This is a genomic window from Filomicrobium sp. (genome assembly GCF_025698805.1).
Lineage (GTDB): Bacteria > Pseudomonadota > Alphaproteobacteria > Rhizobiales > Hyphomicrobiaceae > Filomicrobium > Filomicrobium insigne.
Window position 1 is genome coordinate 332573 of the sequence record NZ_JAILWT010000004.1, and the last position, 19153, is coordinate 351725.

Annotated in this window: 21 protein-coding genes and 2 tRNA genes; 8 read left to right on the forward strand and 15 right to left on the reverse strand. The window is 56.8% G+C overall.

Annotated elements, in window-relative coordinates; translation table 11 throughout:
• Positions 1-78 precede the first annotated feature (78 nt).
• Positions 79-525: a hypothetical protein gene (locus tag K5845_RS12535; protein WP_287959124.1), complete on the reverse strand. Its 447-nt coding sequence runs from the start codon at positions 523-525 to the stop codon at positions 79-81.
• Positions 526-887: 362 nt separating this feature from the next.
• Between K5845_RS12535 and K5845_RS12540 the strand changes: the two genes are divergently transcribed.
• Genes K5845_RS12540 through K5845_RS21225 form a run of 3 tightly spaced genes read left to right on the forward strand, consistent with a single transcriptional unit; the run spans position 888 to position 2736 of the window.
• Positions 888-1163 (forward strand): hypothetical protein, encoded by a 276-nt coding sequence (locus tag K5845_RS12540; protein WP_046478072.1) that lies wholly within the window; start codon positions 888-890, stop codon positions 1161-1163.
• 3 nt (positions 1164-1166) lie between these two features.
• Complete coding sequence (locus K5845_RS12545; protein ID WP_287959125.1) at positions 1167-1760, forward strand: recombinase family protein; 594 nt, start codon at positions 1167-1169, stop codon at positions 1758-1760.
• Positions 1711-2736, forward strand: coding sequence for a recombinase family protein (locus K5845_RS21225; protein WP_353736547.1), 1026 nt, complete (start codon positions 1711-1713; stop codon positions 2734-2736). Before K5845_RS12545 ends, K5845_RS21225 begins: the two co-directional genes overlap by 50 nt.
• On the opposite strand, the gene K5845_RS12555 is transcribed toward K5845_RS21225, so the two are convergent.
• The 3 genes from K5845_RS12555 to K5845_RS12565 form a co-directional block, all read right to left on the reverse strand.
• A tRNA-Phe gene (locus K5845_RS12555) sits at positions 2699-2774 on the reverse strand. The genes K5845_RS21225 and K5845_RS12555 overlap by 38 nt on opposite strands.
• A gap of 202 nt (positions 2775-2976) precedes the next feature.
• The gene (locus tag K5845_RS12560) at positions 2977-3192 is read right to left on the reverse strand and encodes a DNA gyrase inhibitor YacG (RefSeq protein WP_287959126.1); all 216 of its coding nucleotides are present in this window, start codon (positions 3190-3192) and stop codon (positions 2977-2979) included.
• Positions 3193-3296: 104 nt separating this feature from the next.
• Positions 3297-4049: a Maf-like protein gene (locus K5845_RS12565; protein WP_090226075.1), complete on the reverse strand. Its 753-nt coding sequence runs from the start codon at positions 4047-4049 to the stop codon at positions 3297-3299.
• Between the two features lie 183 nt (positions 4050-4232).
• On the opposite strand from K5845_RS12565, the gene K5845_RS12570 reads away from it, so the two are divergent.
• Together K5845_RS12570 and K5845_RS12575 are read left to right on the forward strand one after the other, a co-directional pair.
• On the forward strand, positions 4233-4931 hold the full coding sequence (locus K5845_RS12570) for a Crp/Fnr family transcriptional regulator (protein WP_046478068.1): 699 nt from the start codon (positions 4233-4235) through the stop codon (positions 4929-4931).
• A 102-nt stretch (positions 4932-5033) separates the two neighbouring features.
• Positions 5034-6371, forward strand: coding sequence for an adenylate/guanylate cyclase domain-containing protein (locus K5845_RS12575; protein WP_287959127.1), 1338 nt, complete (start codon positions 5034-5036; stop codon positions 6369-6371).
• On the opposite strand, the gene K5845_RS12580 is transcribed toward K5845_RS12575, so the two are convergent.
• From K5845_RS12580 to murA, 5 genes are all read right to left on the reverse strand, one after another.
• Positions 6368-6829 (reverse strand): arsenate-mycothiol transferase ArsC, encoded by a 462-nt coding sequence (locus tag K5845_RS12580; protein ID WP_046478067.1) that lies wholly within the window; start codon positions 6827-6829, stop codon positions 6368-6370. The genes K5845_RS12575 and K5845_RS12580 overlap by 4 nt on opposite strands.
• A 4-nt stretch (positions 6830-6833) precedes the next feature.
• Positions 6834-7328 carry a UPF0262 family protein gene (locus K5845_RS12585; protein ID WP_287959128.1) on the reverse strand — a complete coding sequence of 165 codons (495 nt, stop codon included), beginning with the start codon at positions 7326-7328 and terminating at the stop codon, positions 6834-6836.
• A 12-nt stretch (positions 7329-7340) separates the two neighbouring features.
• The gene (gene hisD / locus K5845_RS12590) at positions 7341-8648 is read right to left on the reverse strand and encodes a histidinol dehydrogenase (RefSeq protein WP_090226078.1); all 1308 of its coding nucleotides are present in this window, start codon (positions 8646-8648) and stop codon (positions 7341-7343) included.
• 46 nt (positions 8649-8694) lie between these two features.
• Positions 8695-9159 (reverse strand): DUF2948 family protein, encoded by a 465-nt coding sequence (locus tag K5845_RS12595; protein WP_046480190.1) that lies wholly within the window; start codon positions 9157-9159, stop codon positions 8695-8697.
• A gap of 198 nt (positions 9160-9357) precedes the next feature.
• The gene (gene murA / locus K5845_RS12600; RefSeq protein WP_090226080.1) at positions 9358-10650 is read right to left on the reverse strand and encodes a UDP-N-acetylglucosamine 1-carboxyvinyltransferase; all 1293 of its coding nucleotides are present in this window, start codon (positions 10648-10650) and stop codon (positions 9358-9360) included.
• Between the two features lie 558 nt (positions 10651-11208).
• Here murA and K5845_RS12605 point away from each other — a divergent pair.
• The gene (locus K5845_RS12605) at positions 11209-11661 is read left to right on the forward strand and encodes a TadE/TadG family type IV pilus assembly protein (RefSeq protein ID WP_244465046.1); all 453 of its coding nucleotides are present in this window, start codon (positions 11209-11211) and stop codon (positions 11659-11661) included.
• A gap of 31 nt (positions 11662-11692) precedes the next feature.
• Entirely contained in the window at positions 11693-13342 is a 1650-nt protein-coding gene (locus K5845_RS12610; RefSeq protein ID WP_287959129.1) for a TadG family pilus assembly protein, read from the forward strand.
• A gap of 96 nt (positions 13343-13438) precedes the next feature.
• Here the strand turns inward: K5845_RS12610 and K5845_RS12615 are convergent.
• The 5 genes from K5845_RS12615 to K5845_RS12635 all read right to left on the reverse strand — a co-directional run bounded on the left by K5845_RS12615 (position 13439) and on the right by K5845_RS12635 (position 17465).
• Positions 13439-13513, reverse strand: a tRNA-Thr gene (locus K5845_RS12615).
• Positions 13514-13758: 245 nt separating this feature from the next.
• Positions 13759-14220 carry a hypothetical protein gene (locus tag K5845_RS12620; RefSeq protein ID WP_287959130.1) on the reverse strand — a complete coding sequence of 154 codons (462 nt, stop codon included), beginning with the start codon at positions 14218-14220 and terminating at the stop codon, positions 13759-13761.
• Positions 14153-15400: a ParA family protein gene (locus tag K5845_RS12625; RefSeq protein ID WP_046478061.1), complete on the reverse strand. Its 1248-nt coding sequence runs from the start codon at positions 15398-15400 to the stop codon at positions 14153-14155. Before K5845_RS12625 ends, K5845_RS12620 begins: the two co-directional genes overlap by 68 nt.
• Before the next feature lie 164 nt (positions 15401-15564).
• On the reverse strand, positions 15565-15999 hold the full coding sequence (locus K5845_RS12630) for a hypothetical protein (protein ID WP_046478060.1): 435 nt from the start codon (positions 15997-15999) through the stop codon (positions 15565-15567).
• Between the two features lie 122 nt (positions 16000-16121).
• The gene (locus K5845_RS12635) at positions 16122-17465 is read right to left on the reverse strand and encodes an O-antigen ligase family protein (RefSeq protein ID WP_287959131.1); all 1344 of its coding nucleotides are present in this window, start codon (positions 17463-17465) and stop codon (positions 16122-16124) included.
• A 247-nt stretch (positions 17466-17712) separates the two neighbouring features.
• On the opposite strand from K5845_RS12635, the gene folE reads away from it, so the two are divergent.
• Positions 17713-18318, forward strand: coding sequence for a GTP cyclohydrolase I FolE (gene folE, locus K5845_RS12640; protein ID WP_046478059.1), 606 nt, complete (start codon positions 17713-17715; stop codon positions 18316-18318).
• Here the strand turns inward: folE and truA are convergent.
• Complete coding sequence (truA, locus tag K5845_RS12645; RefSeq protein ID WP_046478058.1) at positions 18304-19077, reverse strand: tRNA pseudouridine(38-40) synthase TruA; 774 nt, start codon at positions 19075-19077, stop codon at positions 18304-18306. The genes folE and truA overlap by 15 nt on opposite strands.
• Positions 19078-19153 lie beyond the last annotated feature (76 nt).

The window sequence follows — 19153 nt, forward strand, 5'->3', positions numbered from 1 at the left end:
CACTTTGCGCAAACACCGGCAATTGCCGCAGCGTTAGGGCGCGCAAAGCGAACGGATCGTGTTTGACGAGAGAATTTCTTAAATGCGCAGAACTGCGACTTGGCGCAGTTTGACCGCAGGATCTTCCCTGCGAAATACGGGGGTCACAAGCGTAGCAGTTTCGCCAGCCAAATGATCTACTTGTCGGGGAAGCGTGTTAAGAAACGCCAGATCGAGCGTAAATTTGCTGACGACACCCTGAAACATCTCACAGTCGGCGCTGCGACGAGCATCGTTGAGAGATCCAGTCGGAAGTAAATCCAGATCGACGCAATCTTCACTATGCGGATCGTAAGCGTAGATATCGGATGCGCTAGCTCTTTGGTGGCTGTCTACGCTCACTTCCTCATAATGGCAGCTAGAACCACCACAGAGTTCAATGGCTGAATGACCAGAACCAGAAACACACCATACGAGCGAGCTTGCATCGGCCGCGCCACCAGGGACCATCAGGCAAATCAATAAGATTGCCAAAATGCGTCGCATGACGGATTTGCCAACGATGTGCGCTAACCGATTCATAGTGTGGAAAGTGCCGATGATTGAATGTCTTTGTCAACCAGTTGGTCAATGGCAATAAACTTTGTCGCAGCGTGTGGCCTATTCGTTACCGCACATCAGGCTTAGCGCCCCTTTTGGACAGAGCGGTGGAGGCTCGCGTTTTCTTTAGATACAGAGCCGCTCGCTAACGCGAATGTCCACAGTCTGGATTTCGTTGCACACGATAGCTGCCTCTTCCACCCAATATTCGATCGTCGCATCGATACAGTCGCGGAGTGTGTTCAACTTCTGCGATACGCTCCGGCGCGGATTGTTTCCGTGCGGGGCAGAAAGGCTGCTGCCCGCCCATGTCCTTCGATCCCCGCGCCTATCTTTCCTATCTCGACGATTTTGACGCCAGTGATGAGGAGAAGATCGCTGTCATCGAAACGCTGTGGGTGGTGGCGCAGGGCTTGGCCGACCGCGCGCACGACCTCACGCCGGGCCAGCAACTGTGGACAGTTTCTGATCGTAAAAATGGCCATCCCAACAACGTGATGGTAGAATTAGGCTGTGTCCGGATCGCGCGCGAAAGTGCCGCGAACGACAACGCTCCATCACCGGCAAAGAAAGGAACAGCTTAAGACGTGACCGCCGCCACTCCGCTCCCCTCAACAGGCCCCAAAGCCGTTATCTACTGCCGCGTTTCAGACCCCAAACAGGTGACGCGCGGCTCCGGCCTTGGCTCGCAGGAAACCCGCTGCCGCGAATATGCCGGGTACAGGCGCTATGAGGTCGTCAAGGTCTTTGCCGATGAGGGTGTCTCCGGCGGATTGATTGACCGCCCCGGCATGCAGGCCATGCTGAGTTTTTTGCGGAAGAACAAGCGCCACCATAGCCATATCGTCATCATCGACGATATCAGCCGCCTTGCCCGTGATCTGATGGCCCATATCCAGCTGCGTGCCGCCATCGGCGAAGCGGGCGGCAAGCTGGAAAGCCCGTCCATCGAATTCGGCGAGGATTCCGACAGCAGGCTGGTCGAGAACATGCTGGCATCAGTGTCCCAGCATCAGCGCCAGAAGAACGCCGAGCAAACAAAGAACCGCATGCGCGCGCGCGCAGAGCGGGTATTATGTCTTCATCCCGCCACTCGGCTACCGCTACGACCGGGTATCAGGCCACGGCAAGATGCTGGTGCCGGACGAGCCTGCGGCTTCCGTCATCCGCGATATCTTTGAACGCTTTGCCGATGGGCGGCTGGAATCTCAAGCCGAGGTTGCCCGCTATCTAGAGCGCTTCCCCGACTTCCCGCTCTGGCACAAGGGCCGCATCTATCTCCAGCGCATCCGCGAAGTCTTCGAGCGGCCCATCTACGCCGGGTACATCGACATCCCGCTATGGGGCATTGTCCTGCAAAAGGGCAGGCACGAGCCGCTGGTGAGCTTTGAAACCTTCCAGAAGGTTCAGGAGCGGTTATCCGGCCCGCCCAAGGCCCCGGTGCGGAAATCCACGACCGAAGACTTCCTCCTGCGCGGCTTTACCACCTGCGGGGAGTGTGGTCATCCGATGACCGCGGCCTTCTCCAAAGGGCGCAACGCGCATTACGGCTATTACTTCTGCCAGCAGAAGGGCTGCAGCGCGTTCCGCAAAAACATCCGCAAGGAAGACGTAGAGAAAGCCTTCGACCACCTTGTCGCCCGCCTGAGGCCCGATCCGAAAGCCTTCGTGCTGATGCGCGAGCTGCTGCGCCGCGCCTTCGACGACCGGCAGGCCACCATGACCGCTCAGACCACCGGCGCACGCGCCGAACGGGCCAAGATCGAACGCCAGATGGAACGTGTCATGGAGCGGCTGATTGAAACCGACGATGCCGCACTGATGAGCGCGTTCGAAGCGCAGCTCCGCAAGCTGCAGGAGCGCAAACTGATCTTGAGCGAAAAACTTAAATCAGGGACCGCAGAGAAGAGCAGCTTCGACGAAACCTATCGAACCGCACTCAGCTTCCTCGCAAACCCGCGCGAACTGTGGGATTCTGACGATCCTGCAGACCGGAATCTATTCCTGAAGCTCGTCTTTACCGACAAGCTCCCCTACCACCGGAACGGGGGTTATCGAACCGCCCCAACTGCCTGTATTTTTAAGGCAATTGAGGGATCGAACGATAACATGTTCGGGATGGTGCCCAGGGCCGGAATCGAACCAGCGACACCGTGATTTTCAGTCACGTGCTCTACCAACTGAGCTACCTGGGCTTTCAAGAGGATCGCGCGCTCTTGATGGCCGTTTGCGGCCAGTGCGCCGTCTTGACGAGACACGTGTATTCGTTCCGCGCGAATGGAGTCAAGTGCGAAACCTATGTGACGCCCACCAAAGCCCATTTTACGGACATTGTCGGCCCTGGCTGCGGCAGAAAGCCCTTCGATTTCCACACCGCACGCAAAGAGCCGCCAGGGTTCACTCGGCGTTTTCGTCGCGCGGCAGGGGGGCCGGTGGGACCTTGTCGCCGTCCTCGTCGGCATCGGCATCCCCACCAGGAATCGCATACCTGCCTGACATCCAACGCGCCAGATCAACATCGGCGCAACGACGCGAACAAAACGGACGCCAGCGCTCTTCCGTGGCAGAGCCACAAATTGGGCATTTGCGCTGACCTTTCACGCGGCTCGACATTACTTTCCTTCGGTTCTGATCAGGGTGGTTCGAGTTTTACAGGTCACACATGCTTTTTACATACCTGCGCGCGGCCCTGTCACGGGTCATGTCCACGCGCGGGGTTACATCTCGTCGCGACCTTCGGCGGCTTTCAACCATGCATAATGAATCGGAAAGCCCTCACTGGTCAGCATGCCCACAATCTCTGTCAGCGGGAGCCCGACTACGTTGGTGTAGGAGCCGATGATTTTTTGCACGAATGAGCCAGCGAGCCCCTGAATGGCGTAGCCACCGGCCTTGCCGCGCCATTCACGAGAGGCGATGTAAGCCTCGATCTCCGCCCGCGAGATGTGTTTGAAGCGCACCCGCGTATCGACAATCTTTGTGCGTACGCGATCGTCTGGCGTCAACAGGCAGACGCCCGTCAGAACGCGATGTGTGCGGCCGGAGAGTAGCTGCAGAGACGCTACGGCCTCTTCCATAAATTGTGGCTTCATCAGGATGCGGCGTCCGACGGCAACGACCGTGTCGGCAGCAAGGATGTAAGCATCGGCGATGTCGGTATCGTTGGCGATCTGATCGCGGGCTGTTTCCGCCTTGTGGCGTGCCAGGCGCAACACCAAGCCGCGCGGCATCTCACCTTTTTTCGGGGTTTCATCGATCGACGCGGGGCGTAATGCGTCGGGCGTTATCCCAACTTGTGCGAGCAACGTCATGCGCCGTGGGCTGCCACTCGCCAAAACAAGCTTAGGCCGGCCGGCATCGAGCTTGGAAGCTGCGTTCGCGCGCGCCAACTCTCGGCGGAGCGTATCGCGCCGAGGCCCGTCGGTACGGCTGATGGCTGTGAACAGGGACGTCTTAATAGATGACGACATGATCTGATATTCCCGATGAGTTCGTGCACAGCCCCTAAATGCCCGCTTTGAGCATCCACTATGGCGGGCGGAGAATGCAAAGCGGTTTACCGAAAAGCAAGTGGCATACAAATTCGTTGCCATCCGGGCTTCAGGACCAGATAAAATCAGTTCACATAAAGATCGAGCCTCCAAGGAGGAGCCATGGGCGCAAAAGGAAGCTTAACCGAGCTAATCTCCGGCACCTATCTGTTCGAGGACCTCGGCGAGGCGGCGTTAGAGGCTATCGCTCAGGAAATGCGCCCTGTGTCATTCGATTCGGGACAGCTGATCTTCACGCGTGGTGATGAAGGGCGCGATGCTTACCTCGTTTCGGAAGGACGCGTGCGGTTGTCCGTGCTCACCGCCGAGGGGCGCGAACTTTCCTTCGCGCATGCCGAGCGCGGCGCTATTTTCGGCGAAATTGCTATGGTCGACGAAGGCCCCCGATCTGCTGATGCTACCGCAGCCACAAAGGTCTCTGCGTACTCTCTGTCTCGCAGCGCGTTCCTGCGCGTTATCGAGAAGGAAGCCGCCGTAGGCGATGCCATGATGCGCTTCCTGTGCCGGCGGATTCGCGAGGCGGATCAGCAGTTGGAAGCCATTGCATTGTGTCCGATCGAGATGCGGCTGGCTCGTTTCTTCCTCGCCGCCGTCAACGCCAAGGAGGCTGACGCACTGGACAGCGACGTCGAAGTTGCATTTACGATGTCACAAAGCGAGTTGGCGTTGCTCATCGGCGCCAGCAGACCGAAGGTCAACACGGCTTTGTCCCTGCTTGAAGCCAGCGGTGCCATCAAGCGGGGCAAGAATTCGATCTTCTGTAACGTCGATGAACTAGAGAACATCGCTGGCTTGGGCTAGGAAGCTTGCGGACGCGATCGGGCAGCGTGTCGAAGGCGCATCGGCAGGAGGTGCTGCAGAACCGCCCGAGCACGACCTTGCTTTTTGCAGGCTGGGCGCACGATGGACCGGTTGAGCAATTTTCTGAAATGGGCTGGCGCCGCTCTTCGCAAAGGGTTCGGCGCAAAACGATTGGCCCGGCTCCGAAGTTCGGTGCGTTGGATCGTCGAGGCCGGGACGCAGGGCTATCCGCCCGATACTAAGCGCCGCCTCGTCGTTATGAACCTCATCGCCTACCTGATCGCGTTCTCGACGGCCGGATATGCGATCCAACACAGTTTTCTTGATTTTGAAAAATATGGGCCGGTCATTGGGCTGAACTTGGCGCTGTTGCTGACTGCTTGCCTTGTTCCATTTTCGCACCGTCTCAACGAACTTGCCGGGGCCTTCCTCATTATCGGCTCCGAGTATGTGGCCTTGTTGGCGTTCACTGCCTACCTTGGACATACATCAGGCCTGCATCTTCAATATTTCATTGCGGCGGCGGCGACGTTCGTCGTGTTCGGTGTCAAACGTTGGCGCCTCATCTTGCCGCTGGTCATCATTGCGGTCGCCCTGCACCTTTACGCATGGTTCAATTTTCCGCGCGAAGCCGCGCTGATTGATGCACCGTCTGACATTCTGGACGGTATCTACATTCAGGCCGCCGTTACAACGGGTGCTCTTATTGCGGCCGCCATCTACTATGCCTTCAGCTTGGCTGAAGCTGCCAAGGCTGAAACGGACGTTCTTTTACGGAATATTCTGCCTGATGATGTTGTCGAGCGTCTCAAGGCCAATCCGGGCACGGCTATTGCCGACAGCATTCCGGAGGCCTCCATCCTCTTCACCGACATTTCCGGCTTCGTCGCATTATCCCGTGAGCTCGGTGCTTCGCAGATCGTCTCTCTTCTCAATCGGATTGTCTCTGAATTCGATGCGCTTGCCGAAAAGCATGGCGTCGAAAAAATTAAAACGATCGGCGACGCTTACATGGTGGCGGCGGGTGTTCCGACGCCGGTCAGTGATCACTCCCAGCGGCTCGCTCGTATGGGGTTTGATATGCTGGATGTGGTCGCGCGTGTCCGAGCGGAAACCGGCTACGATCTCCAGATGCGAGTTGGTCTCGCCTCGGGGCCGGTCACAGCAGGCGTGATCGGTACCAAGAAGTTCTCATACGACATCTGGGGAGATGCGGTGAACCTCGCCGCGCGGCTTGAGAACAAAAGCCGGCCCGGAAGAATACTGATCTGCCCCACGTGTCGAACGCGTCTCGAAGACGAATTCCATTTCGAAAGCCACGGTGAAATTGAGATCAAGGGCGTGGGCTTGCAAGAAACTTGGTTTCTAGTTCCCGACATGCGGACGCGTGCAATGGAAGAGGAACCGAGAGAGACGTCAACGATCAGGGCGAAAGCTTAGACTGAAGGCAAAGTGCTTAAAGGAAAGCGCTGCTTGATGCGACGGAACAGCTGATCTCTCACCAGTCGGTAAGCCTCAAGTGTCTTTTCATGGTCGTGTGAATCGGCTGAAGCCGTTGCATCAAAGGTCGGCCAGTATTCGACATCCACGGCCATGGTGCGTGTCAATTCGAGGGCTTGGTGGTGGGCCTCCGGCGACAACGAAATAATCAAATCGAAGGATGCGTCTTCCAGGTCCGCAATGGCGCGGGGTTTGTGCTTGGTTATATCGATACCGATCTCTTGCATGACCTCGGCGGCGAATTTATCCGGCGGGCCCGCACGCACGCCCGCGGACGAAATCCGCAGACGATTGCCGGCGAGATGCTCAAGGATGCCTGCGGCTATGGGAGATCTGATAACATTGAGGCTGCACGCGAACAAAACCGATCCGGGCAGCTCGGCGACCGGTTCCGGCACACTCTCAGCCCTTCCAATGGAGCGCACAAATTAGCGTAAACAGGCGGCGTGCGGTGTCAAAGTCTACCTTGACCTTTCCTTCAAGGCGCTCCGCAAGAACGCGGCTGCCCTCATCATGCAGATTGCGGCGGCTCTGGTCGATGGCCTGAATGCGTGAAGGGGGCGCGTTGCGGATCGCTGCGTAGTAGCTATCGCACACAAGGAAGTAGTCCTTGATGATGCGCTTGAACGGCGTGAGAGAGAGGACGTGCACCACCAGATTGTGCTCCGCCTCGTTGCCAATGTTGAAATTCAGACGGTCATCAATGATCGACAGGTGCAGTCTGTAGGGACCGTTATCCACTTCAACCGGCTTGAATTCATTGCATTCAAGAATGTCAAAGATGGCCACTTCGCGCTCATGATCGACATTTGAATTGCTCCGCGCGATCGATTTTTCATCGAGCGTGATCTCGTAGAGACGCGAGGTCGAATGCGGCGAAGGGAGAAATTCAGACATGTGCCAACCCCGTCAACGCGAGCCTCCCAATCTCAATTCCACGGACCGTCTGTGGCCTTCGAGACCTTCGGAACGCGCAAGCGTCATTGCTGTTGGCCCCAGCTCTTCCAACGCTGCTGCATCGAGCTTCAGGATCGAGGTACGTTTCATGAAATCAAAGACACCCAGTCCTGAAGAAAAGCGCGCGCTGCGGGCCGTCGGTAGAACGTGATTGGAGCCCGCAACATAGTCTCCGATCACCTCGGGCGTGTGCGCACCAATGAATATCGCGCCTGCGTTGTTGATCCGGTCCGCCAGTTCGTCGGCATTGGCCGTGGCGATTTCAAGATGTTCTGCCGCGATCCGATCAGCCAACGCGGGGGCCTGGTCCAGCGATCGCAACACAATGATAGCGCCGAACACGTTCCAGCTCTCACCGGCAATATTGCCACGCGGCAGAGTTGCGAGCTGCTGGGCAACTGCGGCTTCCACCTTGTCAGCAAAAGCCGCGTCATCTGTCATCAATATGGACTGAGCGGCCGTATCGTGTTCGGCTTGAGCGAGCAAGTCAGCCGCGATCCACTCCGGATCGTTGTTCGCATCGGCAATGACGAGCACCTCGGAAGGGCCCGCGATAGAGTCTATTCCGACGACGCCAAACACCTGGCGCTTGGCCGCCGCAACATAAGCATTGCCTGGCCCGACGATTTTGACCACGGGTGCGATGGTCTTGGTTCCGTAGGCTAACGCGGCGACAGCCTGTGCTCCACCGACACGGTAGATTTCCGACACGCCTGCCATCCTCGCTGCCGCGAGCACAAGCGGATTAATTGCTCCGCGTGGCGCGGGCACCACCATCACAATACGTTTAACGCCGGCGACCTTGGCCGGAACTGCACTCATCAGCACCGAACTTGGATAGGAGGCAAGCCCGCCGGGAACGTAGAGCCCTACGGAATCAACTGCAGTCCACCGGTCACCCAGGATGACTCCCGCTGCATCCTTATATGTCCGGCTTTCGGGGAGTTGCCGACGATGATGCGCTTCAATCCGGTCATGCGCGATGCGTAATGCCTCGAGCGCATCTGGCGTCTGCGTTTCCACTGTCTCGACCGCTTGGTCGACCTCGGCTGACGTGATCTCCAGCCCGGTAGCGGTTAGGTCGATCTCATCGAAGCGGCGCGAGTAGTCGACGAGGGCAACATCGCCCTCCACACGCACCCGGTCGATGATATCGCGAACCACGGCATCGACGTCAGCGGAGACCTCGCGCTTTTCAGCCAACATTGAGTCGAACGCGGAAGAGAATTCCGGGTCAACATCGTTCAGTCGTTTTGCCATCTGTATTATTCTTTTTTCTGGGGGCTCGGGCTTACGTCATATGGGTTCATCGCGTCGAACTGTCGACGCCGCCTGGATGCCTCGGTTTTTTATCTGTTTCCCAGGCCGCTCCGAGATCACGCAATTCCGCCTCGATGCACTCGACACTTAATTCGATCGCCTTGTCGCCGGAAAAATGCAGCGTGATCGTGCCGGAAGGAGCCTCACCTTCATCAAACGTTATGGCGAGCAATGACAGGACATCGTCCTTGCTTGCGCGGTCGATGTTGAGGCTACGAACGCCGGAGACACGCTGCAGACGTAGACCGGTACGGCAACGCTTATAGGTTCGAAGCAGTTTTCGCGGTTGGTTCGCAGGCTCCGACCAGTCAAAGCGGTTGAGCAATAACAAAAAGCGCTGCTGCGACGCTTCGTAGACGATGTCTCCAACGCGAACGACGGCATCTTGAAGATGAGCCGACAGGATACTCAAGTCCTCATCATCGAGCGCAATCAGTTTTAGGTCTGCCATTTTTGACGGTCTACCCAGCATAAGAGGCGGCAACGGCATAACTCCGGCCTATCGCGAGTGATAGCGAGCAGTCGAGCGAAGTGCAACAAAACGCCCCAGCTCTTATCAAAGAGTTCGCGCCCGGCGGGTGCGTTTTCGACACCACGGGTTAACGACATGAGCTCCAAGCTGCTGGTGCGAGCGCACCTTAAAGGGTACTCAGCCGGCGGAAACCCGTTCGATATTGGCGCCGCAGCGCGACAGCTTTTCTTCCAGACGTTCGAAACCGCGATCCAAATGGTAGACGCGGTTTATAACGGTTTCGCCTTCGGCCATTAGGCCTGCGATCACCAGTGACACTGAGGCCCTAAGGTCGGTCGCCATCACGGGCGCGCCTCTCAATCCAGATACCCCAACCACAGTTGCGGTATCGCCATGCAGGCGGATATCAGCGCCGAGGCGGGCTAACTCTTGAACGTGCATGAAGCGATTCTCAAAGATCGTTTCCCGTATAACGCTGGTGCCATTGGCGCGCGTCATCAAGGCCATCATTTGCGCTTGAAGATCTGTCGGAAAGCCCGGGAACGGCTGCGTTTCAACCGTCACCGGTTCTATTCCACCGCCGTTGCGCGTCACACGCACGCCTTCGTTCGTGTCCGTGACATGGGTCCCAGTTTTCTGGAGAATGTCGAATGCCGCACTGAGATCGCTCCGCCTCGCGCCATTCAACAGAACATCGCCTCCGCAAGCCGCGACGGCCAGCGCAAATGTGCCAGTCTCGATGCGGTCGGGTAGAACAGTGTGTACGGCACCTTCCAGACTGTCGCGCCCTTGGATGCGCAATGTCGATGAGCCGATGCCCTCGATCTTGACACCCATTTTCGTCAGACACTCGGCAACATCGCCAACCTCAGGCTCGCGGGCGGCATTCTCAATCAGCGTCTCACCCTTTGCGAGGGCGGCAGCCAGCAGGACGTTGTGTGTCGCTCCGACAGAGACCTTAGAAAAGGTAACGCGGTTACCGACCAAACCCTTCGGCGCTTTAGCAATTACGTAGCCGCCGTCGATGTCGATGTCCGCGCCCAGCGCCTTGAGGCCTTCCAAGTGCAAATCGACGGGTCTCGTGCCTATTGCGCAGCCGCCAGGCAAAGAGACGTGGGCCACGCCCATGCGCGCGATCAGAGGCCCCAGAACCCAAAAACTGGCCCGCATACGGCTGACCATTTCGTAGGGCGCCGTCGTATCGACAATATCGCGTGCGGTCAGGTGAAACGTTTCGCCCAAATGCATAGCCGGGCCGGCACGTTTTCCATCAACCGCCAAATCAACACCGTGATTGCGCAGAATACGGGCAAGAAGATTGACGTCCGCGAGATTGGGTACGTTCTTCAGTGTCAAGCGGTCCGCCGTCAGGAGACTCGCAATCATCAGCGGCAGAGCCGCGTTCTTGGCGCCGGAAATCGGAATCTCGCCGTTCAGCGAGTTGCCACCTTCGATCTTAATACGATCCATCTGCCTGCCCTGTCGTGGAGTCCTATCGCGTGTTGCACGCAATAATGGTGGAGCGTGCCGTAGAGACCCGCATTGACTTCGCGGAATAGTGGTAATGGCGTTGCTGTTTGCCGGGCCCCTGTTCCCGGCGCAAAGCGAATAGTCTCAATAATCGTTAAAAGTACGGCGCGGCAAGTGGGAAGCCATCTCGCGCCGGCAGATCCTCAGCTTTCTTCCCTACGAGCCTCGGGCGTGTCCAAAGAGGGATCAACCGCCTTTGCACCCGCGCCTTTTCTAGCCCGGGCCAGCTCTTTGCGCTTTCGCAGGTTATCGCGAAGCTGGGCTTCCAGACGTTGATTGCGCCCGTCTTTGCGACTAGCCCGATTTGTCTCATCTCCTGCCATGTCGTGCCTCGCCCCATTGTGCTCCACTCAGTGATATGCACCTGGTATGCCACCATTAAAGCTAGAGTATATCGCCAAGATTACGTCCCTACGGTTGCATTTTATTTAGAAGTTTGTGCAACACTGAGCATTAATAGATTTTGTTAGGGGACCGCTTGGTCCAGCGTGGTTCAACTTGTTCGCAAAAATTGTATCCGAGGCAACCCGAAGTTTCACATCACTGACGCGCAACAACAGCGGTGCCAGTGCCATCGAGTTTGCTCTTGTTGCCCCCGTTTTGATTGTTCTGGCCATGGGCATACTTGTCTACGGACTCTATTTTGGAACGGCACACTCAGTTCAACAACTTGCCGCTGATGCTGCAAGGGCTTCTGTCGCAGGCTTGAGCGACACGGAACGCGCGTCGATCGCCCAAACGCATATCACGACCAACGCTACCAGCTATCCTCTGATTTCTCCCGATAAGGTCACTGTCGAGGCCGGGCCACTGGAGGCGGATGCAGATCAGTTCGAGGTCACGGTTGAGTACGACGCTTCGGAGCTTCCGATTTTTGGCCTAGACCGTCTCGTGCCTGTCCCATCTCCGACAATCCGTCGAACTTCCACCATTCGACGCGGGGGGTATTGAGTTGCGTCATTGTGGTCAGAGACTCCTCGGCGTGCTGAAGAACGCGAAGGAGCAGGAGAGTGGTTCTGTTGCAATCCTCAGCGCTGTCTTCCTGATTGTATTCTTGTGGTGTGCCGCTCTCGCTGTGGATTTCGGCTCTCTCTATTTCGAACGTCGTACGGCTCAAGGTGCTGTGGATCTTGCTGCTATTGCTGCAGCACAGAACATTGCCTCGGCAGACGCTGCCGCAACAGCTACGATTGAAGCGAACAACATCAGGAACGTACAGCGCCTGGTCGTGACGCCGGGACATTACAGTGCCGATCCTTCAAAGGCCCCCGATGAGCGGTTTGTTGCAGATGTGGAGCCTTTCAACGCCGTACGTGTACAGCTCACGCAGAACGCACCACTTTATTTGGCCGGTGCTCTAACGGGGCAACGGAACATGACGATCGAGACGCAGGCCATCGCGGTTACGACCGCGCAGGCTGCCTTTTCCATCGGTTCCCGTCTGTTACGGCTCGAGGGTGGGCTGCTGAATGCCCTGTTGGAGGGCCTACTCGGCGGGAGCGTGAACCTGTCCGTCATGGACTATGAGCAACTGGTGGACGCCAACGTAAAGCTGTTCCAGTTCATGAATGCTCTGTCCACAGAGCTCGATGTCGATGGCGCCTCATATAACGATGTGCTCGCTATGGACGCCAGCGTTGGCGCTGTGCTTGAAGCCCTAACCAACGTAAGTGCCGATTCCGGACAAGGTGCGGCCGCGCATGTTCTTAGTTCCATCGGTGCCACGACTCACGCCGCGGACGCGATGGTTTCCCTCGGTGCGTTGGTTGATCTCGGCCCTTATGGCAACCTGAGTACGGGCTCATCGGCACCAGGCTTTGACCCTTCGATTAACGTCATGCAAATGGTGACGACGGCCGCTTCTCTCGCAAATGGCTCCAATCAGGTTTCCCTCAATCTCGGCGCCACAATTCCTGGGCTAACGAACGTTCAGGTCAACGTCGCGATCGGGGAACCTCAGCAGGACTCGCCCTGGCTCTCCGTGGGTGAGCGCGACGTAATTGTCCGCACAGCTCAAACTCGTATCAGACTGCTTGCAACGGTTGGCGCTGAGGGTCTCGTTTCGGTGCGCGTGCCACTTTATGCTGAGGTCGCGTATGCTGAAGGAAGACTAGACAATATCGTGTGCGGGAACGACGTTGCTCGCGACGCGCGCGTAGACATTGCCGCCCTGCCCGGGGTTGCCGAACTCTGGCTTGGCGAGGTTGACGTCAACAATCTGGACAATTTCAGCAGAACTCTGCCCGTCGAGAACGCAAACCTCGTACAAACACCCCTCGCCAAGGTCTTGGGCAAAGCGCACGCTGCGATCACCAACACGTCAGAGACCGTCTTGAGTTTTAACTGGGCTGAGATTGAGGCTCAGGAAACCAAGTCCACGTCCACGCGAGAACCGACGACCACGCTTTTAAACTCGTTACTCCGCGATTTGGATCTAAGGGTCGAAGTTCTCGGCCTTGGAATAGGCTTGCCGGGTAATTTGGGGACCGTTGTCGCGAACCTTCTATCTGCCGCAACGCCCGCTCTCGACAGACTTCTCAGCGGCGTTCTCGACGCTCTCGGTATTTCGCTGGGTGAGGCAGACATCACAGTGCATGGCGTACGCTGTGATGGCGCGGCGCTCGTAGGCTGATGCACCACGTTCTGGAAACGCGTGTGAGCCCTCGCAGAGGCCGTAAAGCGCCAGGTGTGCGGGTAAAAAGTCTGCTCAAGCACATATCGCGGAAACTGGTGCTGCCGGAGAGATTTGAACTCTCGGCCTCTCCCTTACCAAGGGAGTGCTCTACCCCTGAGCTACGGCAGCGGATCGCCAATATCGAAGCTCCATACTGGAGCCGGCTGTAATCTTCAATGCCAATCTCGGCACTCCCTTACCAAGGGAGTGTCCGTGACCTCGACAACCCTGAATCGTGCGAGGGGCACACTACTGCCACAGGGCCCGAAAGACCGCAAGCATTTGCAGCGGTCTTCTTTGAAGGGCCAGTCTCAATGCCTTCTTGATGTGGGCCGCGACAGAATGATCAAGGACGCAATGAGAATACGTTATGCTCAGAATATCCCAGATGACGCTTCGCGTCGCCTCTGAGCGGCGAGGCCTGCGTCAAATCTCAACCGAATGTCCTTCAAGGCATCGGCTCTCTTCTTGTAAGCTCTCGTACCGCCTACAAATTGCCGAGCAATTGCGTCGATCTCCGGTAGCCTGACTTGTTTATCAGTCTGTAGTTCATCAAAAACTAGGTCAAAGCGGGATGGATCATTGTGGCTCTTCGCAAGCATATCTACGTAACGTGATACGACATCTTCGTCTATCTGCTTCGCAGTCCCAGCTTTCTTTGCGGGCCCATCACGCTTTTCAAGAAGTTTGACAAGCTGTGTAATCGAGAGCTCGTCCACTGGGCCGAGACCTTCGATGAGTTTTTCGATCTCAGATACCGTTGTCTTGTTAGCCTGTGCTTCTTTCAGTGTTTTGGCGAAGCTCAACAACAGTTTGCGTAGTTCTGAAACCTGCATCGCTAAGGATCTCCGGTTCAGTTTCGACGGGCATCCCGACACTTCTAAGGATGTGATCGCCGAGGTGTGAGAACATCTCATGTATTACGGCATTGTTCGGACTAGGGTTCGGCTCAAAAATCGCCAAATCGTCGCCCTCGATGTGAAGAAGGGCCACCTTATGCATGATCGGCAGGTGATCGAGAACGACGACGGGTTCGACATTGCCGTAGAAGTGATTGACCCGGCTTTTGTAATTCCAATGAAGCTCGTCCTGAAGATAGGATAAAGCCTTGCTTTCGCGATCATTATAACCGCTGCGTTGGGCAACTTTCGAAGGAAGAACGCCCAGCATCTTGAAGCCCAGGCCTAGCTTGTCGCGGAAATCTAAAAACATCTCCACGGAACGAAACACCGCTCGGCTGGATACGGTATCGAGGATGGTTGGCATCAGGACATGCGTCGCAGCACAAAGCGCGTTGGCGGTAGCTGCGCAGATGCGAGGTGGCGTATCAATGATGATGATATCGTAAGTATTTTGAATTTCGTCGCTTGCAAGATAGGCCTGCGTATTGAACCGGATATCGTCCTTCCTTGCTCCGGTCAGCCACTGATAGACCAAGCTACTGTCTATACGACTGAGATTTGCTTCAGCAGGATGAATGGCGCTTGTCTGAAATGACCGACCCAGACTGTGGGGCTTGGTTATCTCCGCTGGGGGCTTCTCACCTCTCAGTATCTCGTGTGCCGAAAAGGTCAGTTGATTGGGATCAGCATAGGGCACGATATCCGTGAGCGACCCTTGATAATCGAAGTCGATCAGGAGAACGCGATATCCGGACTTGTCGAAATATGCGGCCAGATTGGCGGCAATCATCGACTTGCCAACGCCGCCCTTGTAGTTCGCAACCGCGATTATCGGAATCGTATTCTTTAAGCGGTCGGCATATTTCTTATGCGCGTTCCGAGATGTGCCTTTGCTCCAGAACGCCTCGGGATCGACGAGCACTTGGTGGATCTTTTCACGGATCGCTTTCTTACCCCAATAGTATGCATAAAATAATGCACCACAGAGGCCGACAACGATGGTGACCGCCTTAATCCAATAAAGAACTCCGGCCCCTAAATAGACATCGAGAAATAAAGCGTCCGCGACCTTTGTAATTAGCTCCAAAAAAGTCTTGAGAACCAATTCAAACACGACCCACCCCCCCACCAAACGCATAAAACTATCAGTGGCAAGATAAATCATATGAGGTGTCGATCAAGAACCTCTTGGCAGGTATCCACCGAGGGAAGGTTCTGACTAGGGACGCTGCGGAAGCTTCTCCAATGTTTTGAGCTAGAATCTAGAGTAGAGCAGCCCTAATCCAGCGTGATTGCTAATCCGCTCAGGTCTGCGTTCACCAGCAATCCAACCTGCCGTCCGGTCAGTTCCAGCACAGCGCCTTTCTGGTTGGTCAACACAATCGCGCGCGCGCCATGTCCGACCGCAAGGCCCGCTCCTGCGGCGCCGTAGACACCAGCAATGTCTGACGGGCGATCAATGTTTCTTACCCTGCCGCGCAGTACCGTCTTTGAGCCGCCGAACACTAGCCCGTAGTCCAGACCGCCGACCGACAGCGCGTAGCGCCTCCCGTGAAAATTGAGAGTGCCACTCCCGCCGGAGCCGCCGATAATCCATCCTGCCTTGTAGATCGTCAGTCTAACGGTTCCGCTGTCTGCGTAGCTTGCTGAGGGCAAGCTCACAAAGGCAATTATCGCGATGAGCAGTGTGCGCATGGCCCACAAGATCTTCATTGGGGACTCCTCCTCGTGTTCCAGAAATGGCGCGTGACGCGGAACGAATCGCATGTGTTTTTTCTAGTCTTGGAATGAGGAGGCAAGATGTTCTGTGCTCACTGAGCAGAACATGTCTTTGGTCACAACCGAGTAGAACCTCCCGGAGTTGTCTCTATATCTGGACCACAGACTATACGGTGGGCGATGGCGAACATAACGACAGAAAAGGCGAACATCGCCATAAACCAAACCTGCCACATACCGTAGCTCGCCAACCCCATGACCGATGCGCTCGCAAACATCGCGAATGCAGGCGCGCGTACCCTACGGTCGATTGAACGAACCGCACCCAAAACCGCCACACCGGCAACCGCCAACAGCGCAGCGCCGACAGCCCCCAATTCAAACCAAGTCTGCAGAAATACATTGTGGGCATGGCGCGATAACGTGCGCTCGATCTTTTCCCCTTCGGCATTGTTCGTCGTCGCGCGCATGCGCGGGCCGAGAATGTAGGTCATGTTGGTGCCGATGCCGATCAGCGGATCGTGTTGCAGCACCTGCTCAGCGGTGTGGTTCCATATGATGATGCGGTGTTGAGCCGAACGCTGCAGCCAAGATGCGTTGTGAAGATCGGCCTTGTGCGCGAGCATCGCAGCCGGCAGGACGAGCAGACAGCAAGCCACCCACCCTACAGCCATCAAACGGTACGTCCATGTGTGAGATATGCGTGCAAACGCGTAGCCAAACAGGCCGATCACCACCGCCAACTTCGATGTCTCATGCGTCGACAGGAAGATCACGACAATTGCCAGAACAAGAAGGCCCAGGCTTATAGGCGTGCGCAGGCTGCGTGGCGCGGTGGCAAACGCCGTGACCGCCGCCGGCCACATAAGCAGTGAAATGGGCGCGGTGTTGCGGGTTAGATCGACCGGCGAAATCGCGATAATGCGGCCGTCCTCCCACTTGAAATGACGGAGAGGTTTGATCGACTCCGGCCCCAAGCCGATCGTATTGTAGACCCACATCTTTATGGACTGGTCACTTAAGAGTTCGATCAAGAAATATGTTAGCCCGATCGACAACCCCATCCAGACCCCGTCCGCAAGGTGAAGCGCGTTCATTGTGCCTTCGCGCCGGATCAGCCGATACATGACAAGCGTTGCCAGCAGTATGAAGAGAGTGAGGCCGGACTTTGCCAATACGAGAGTGGGGGACTCAGCCCAAAACGCAGTGGCAGCGGCCCATAGCGCAAACGCACTCAAAGCACCGGTCAGGACGTCGCAACGTGGCAAGCCATAACGCAAATGCCCAGACAAAGCGGCAGACGTGAGCAATGCGATAAAAACGATGCCGAGCAGAAAAGGAAGCGTGCGGGCACTGACGAGTGAAACGATGACGGCGACGAGAATGACAGTCCCCAAAGCCGCACTGGGTAAGCGGTTCGCAAAGGGGCCGCGGACGGCATCGCTTTCGCTTGAATGCATGTGCTTTCACCCTCAGTTGTTGCCCGTATGCGAGCGCCCCGCGTCATTAAGCACGTGACTGGCTCTGCGACAACGGGCTCTATACGTGACTTGCCGCGGCGCGCCGATCCGCTATTATCTGGCCTCCAAATATCGCTATGTGCACTTTATTTCGGTCACCTATGCGAGCCGTGCTGCTGAGCGCGGTGAAGTTTTTATTGGTGTGGCAAAGACGCCCGCTCATTAGTCAACGAAAGCCCCTTCGCAATTGAAAAAGAATGCCTCAGATTCACAGCCGCTACCGGCGGCTGAGCGCCCTGATCGTCGTGAAGCTGAAGACGCTATCCGTACGATTCTGCGTTGGACGGGAGAAAATCCGGAACGCGATGGCCTCATAGAAACGCCATCGCGCGTTGTGCGTGCGTTCGAGGAGTATTTCCGGGGGTACGCAGAAGACCCGGAGGCCATCCTCCAAAAGACCTTCGAGGAAATTGAAGGCTACGACGAGATGATCGCTCTGCGCGGCATCCGTTTTGAAAGCCATTGTGAGCACCACATGGCGCCGATTATCGGTCATGCCTGGGTTGGTTACATTCCCAACGGTCGCGTCGTCGGAATTTCAAAACTCGCACGGATTGTCGACGTCTATGCGAAGCGCCTCCAGATCCAGGAGAAAATGACGGCGCAGATCGCCAATGCGATCCAGACCGTTCTGGAACCGCAAGGTGTGGGTGTTGTCATCAAGGCCGAGCATCATTGCATGACAACGCGCGGCATCCACAAGCCCGGCACGGACCTCGTCACAAGCCGAATGCTCGGTGTATTCCGCGACGACCCCAAGACCCGGCAGGAATTTCTTTCAATGGTCGACTGAGCCGGGCATTGCCTCCGGCTTATCGTAGTCCACGCCCACGAGGTAGAGCCCCGTGGGCGGCGCTACCGGTCCGCATGCCGCGCGGCGGCGTGCGGCCAACGCTTCGGCGACATCGGCGCGCGTCCAGCGGCCGGCTCCGACAAGCTTCAGCGTGCCCACGAGCGAGCGCACCTGATTGTGCAGGAATGAACGCGCAGACGCCGTTATGTGCACTTCCTCCCCCACACGCGAAACGCACAGCCGATCCAACGTTTTAACAGGTGACGCTGCCTGGCAGGCGGAGGCGCGAAAGGTCGTGAAATCGTGGTGGCCAACGAGGCACTGGGCAGCGTTATGCATAGCTTCCGCATCCAACCCGACGGGTAACCACCAAACCCGGTTGCGGTCGAGTGCCGGTGGAGCCCGACGGTCCAATATTCGGTAGAGATAGTGACGCGCGGTGGCGCTAAACCGTGCATCAAATTCAGGACCGACCTCTACACATTCCAAGACTGCGATTGGATTTGGCCGAAGCAAGTGATTGAGCGCTTCGCGGATGCGGTAAGGATCTTGTTCACGCGCAAGGTCAAAGTGCGCAACTTGCCCCAGAGCATGCACGCCGGAATCCGTGCGGCCAGCCCCACGGATGCTGACGGTTTCGCCGCAGAAGGATGCTATTGCGGTTTGCAGGCTCGACTGCACAGTCTTGCCCACGGCCTGCGTCTGCCAGCCGACAAACGGCGTGCCGTCGTATTCTATCGTAATGCGGTATCGGGGCATTCAGGTCGGGCCGTATAACGGGAAGGGGCGCAATCCCTATCGCGTCGACCGCGGTTGCTCAACCCTCGTCATAAAA

What these genes read in the sequence shown, in the direction of transcription:
- truA (WP_046478058.1), bottom strand. Translation starts at nt 19,077, where the DNA reads ATGCCCCGATACCGCATTACGATAGAATACGACGGCACGCCGTTTGTC.
- K5845_RS12585 (WP_287959128.1), bottom strand. Translation starts at nt 7,328, where the DNA reads ATGTCTGAATTTCTCCCTTCGCCGCATTCGACCTCGCGTCTCTACGAG.
- K5845_RS12540 (WP_046478072.1), top strand. Translation starts at nt 888, where the DNA reads ATGTCCTTCGATCCCCGCGCCTATCTTTCCTATCTCGACGATTTTGAC.
- K5845_RS12570 (WP_046478068.1), top strand. Translation starts at nt 4,233, where the DNA reads ATGGGCGCAAAAGGAAGCTTAACCGAGCTAATCTCCGGCACCTATCTG.
- K5845_RS12635 (WP_287959131.1), bottom strand. Translation starts at nt 17,465, where the DNA reads ATGCATTCAAGCGAAAGCGATGCCGTCCGCGGCCCCTTTGCGAACCGC.
- K5845_RS12620 (WP_287959130.1), bottom strand. Translation starts at nt 14,220, where the DNA reads ATGCAGGTTTCAGAACTACGCAAACTGTTGTTGAGCTTCGCCAAAACA.
- K5845_RS21225 (WP_353736547.1), top strand. Translation starts at nt 1,711, where the DNA reads ATGCTGGTGCCGGACGAGCCTGCGGCTTCCGTCATCCGCGATATCTTT.
- K5845_RS12565 (WP_090226075.1), bottom strand. Translation starts at nt 4,049, where the DNA reads ATGTCGTCATCTATTAAGACGTCCCTGTTCACAGCCATCAGCCGTACC.
- hisD (WP_090226078.1), bottom strand. Translation starts at nt 8,648, where the DNA reads ATGGCAAAACGACTGAACGATGTTGACCCGGAATTCTCTTCCGCGTTC.
- K5845_RS12575 (WP_287959127.1), top strand. Translation starts at nt 5,034, where the DNA reads ATGGACCGGTTGAGCAATTTTCTGAAATGGGCTGGCGCCGCTCTTCGC.
- murA (WP_090226080.1), bottom strand. Translation starts at nt 10,650, where the DNA reads ATGGATCGTATTAAGATCGAAGGTGGCAACTCGCTGAACGGCGAGATT.
- K5845_RS12595 (WP_046480190.1), bottom strand. Translation starts at nt 9,159, where the DNA reads ATGGCAGACCTAAAACTGATTGCGCTCGATGATGAGGACTTGAGTATC.
- K5845_RS12560 (WP_287959126.1), bottom strand. Translation starts at nt 3,192, where the DNA reads ATGTCGAGCCGCGTGAAAGGTCAGCGCAAATGCCCAATTTGTGGCTCT.
- K5845_RS12630 (WP_046478060.1), bottom strand. Translation starts at nt 15,999, where the DNA reads ATGAAGATCTTGTGGGCCATGCGCACACTGCTCATCGCGATAATTGCC.
- K5845_RS12535 (WP_287959124.1), bottom strand. Translation starts at nt 525, where the DNA reads ATGCGACGCATTTTGGCAATCTTATTGATTTGCCTGATGGTCCCTGGT.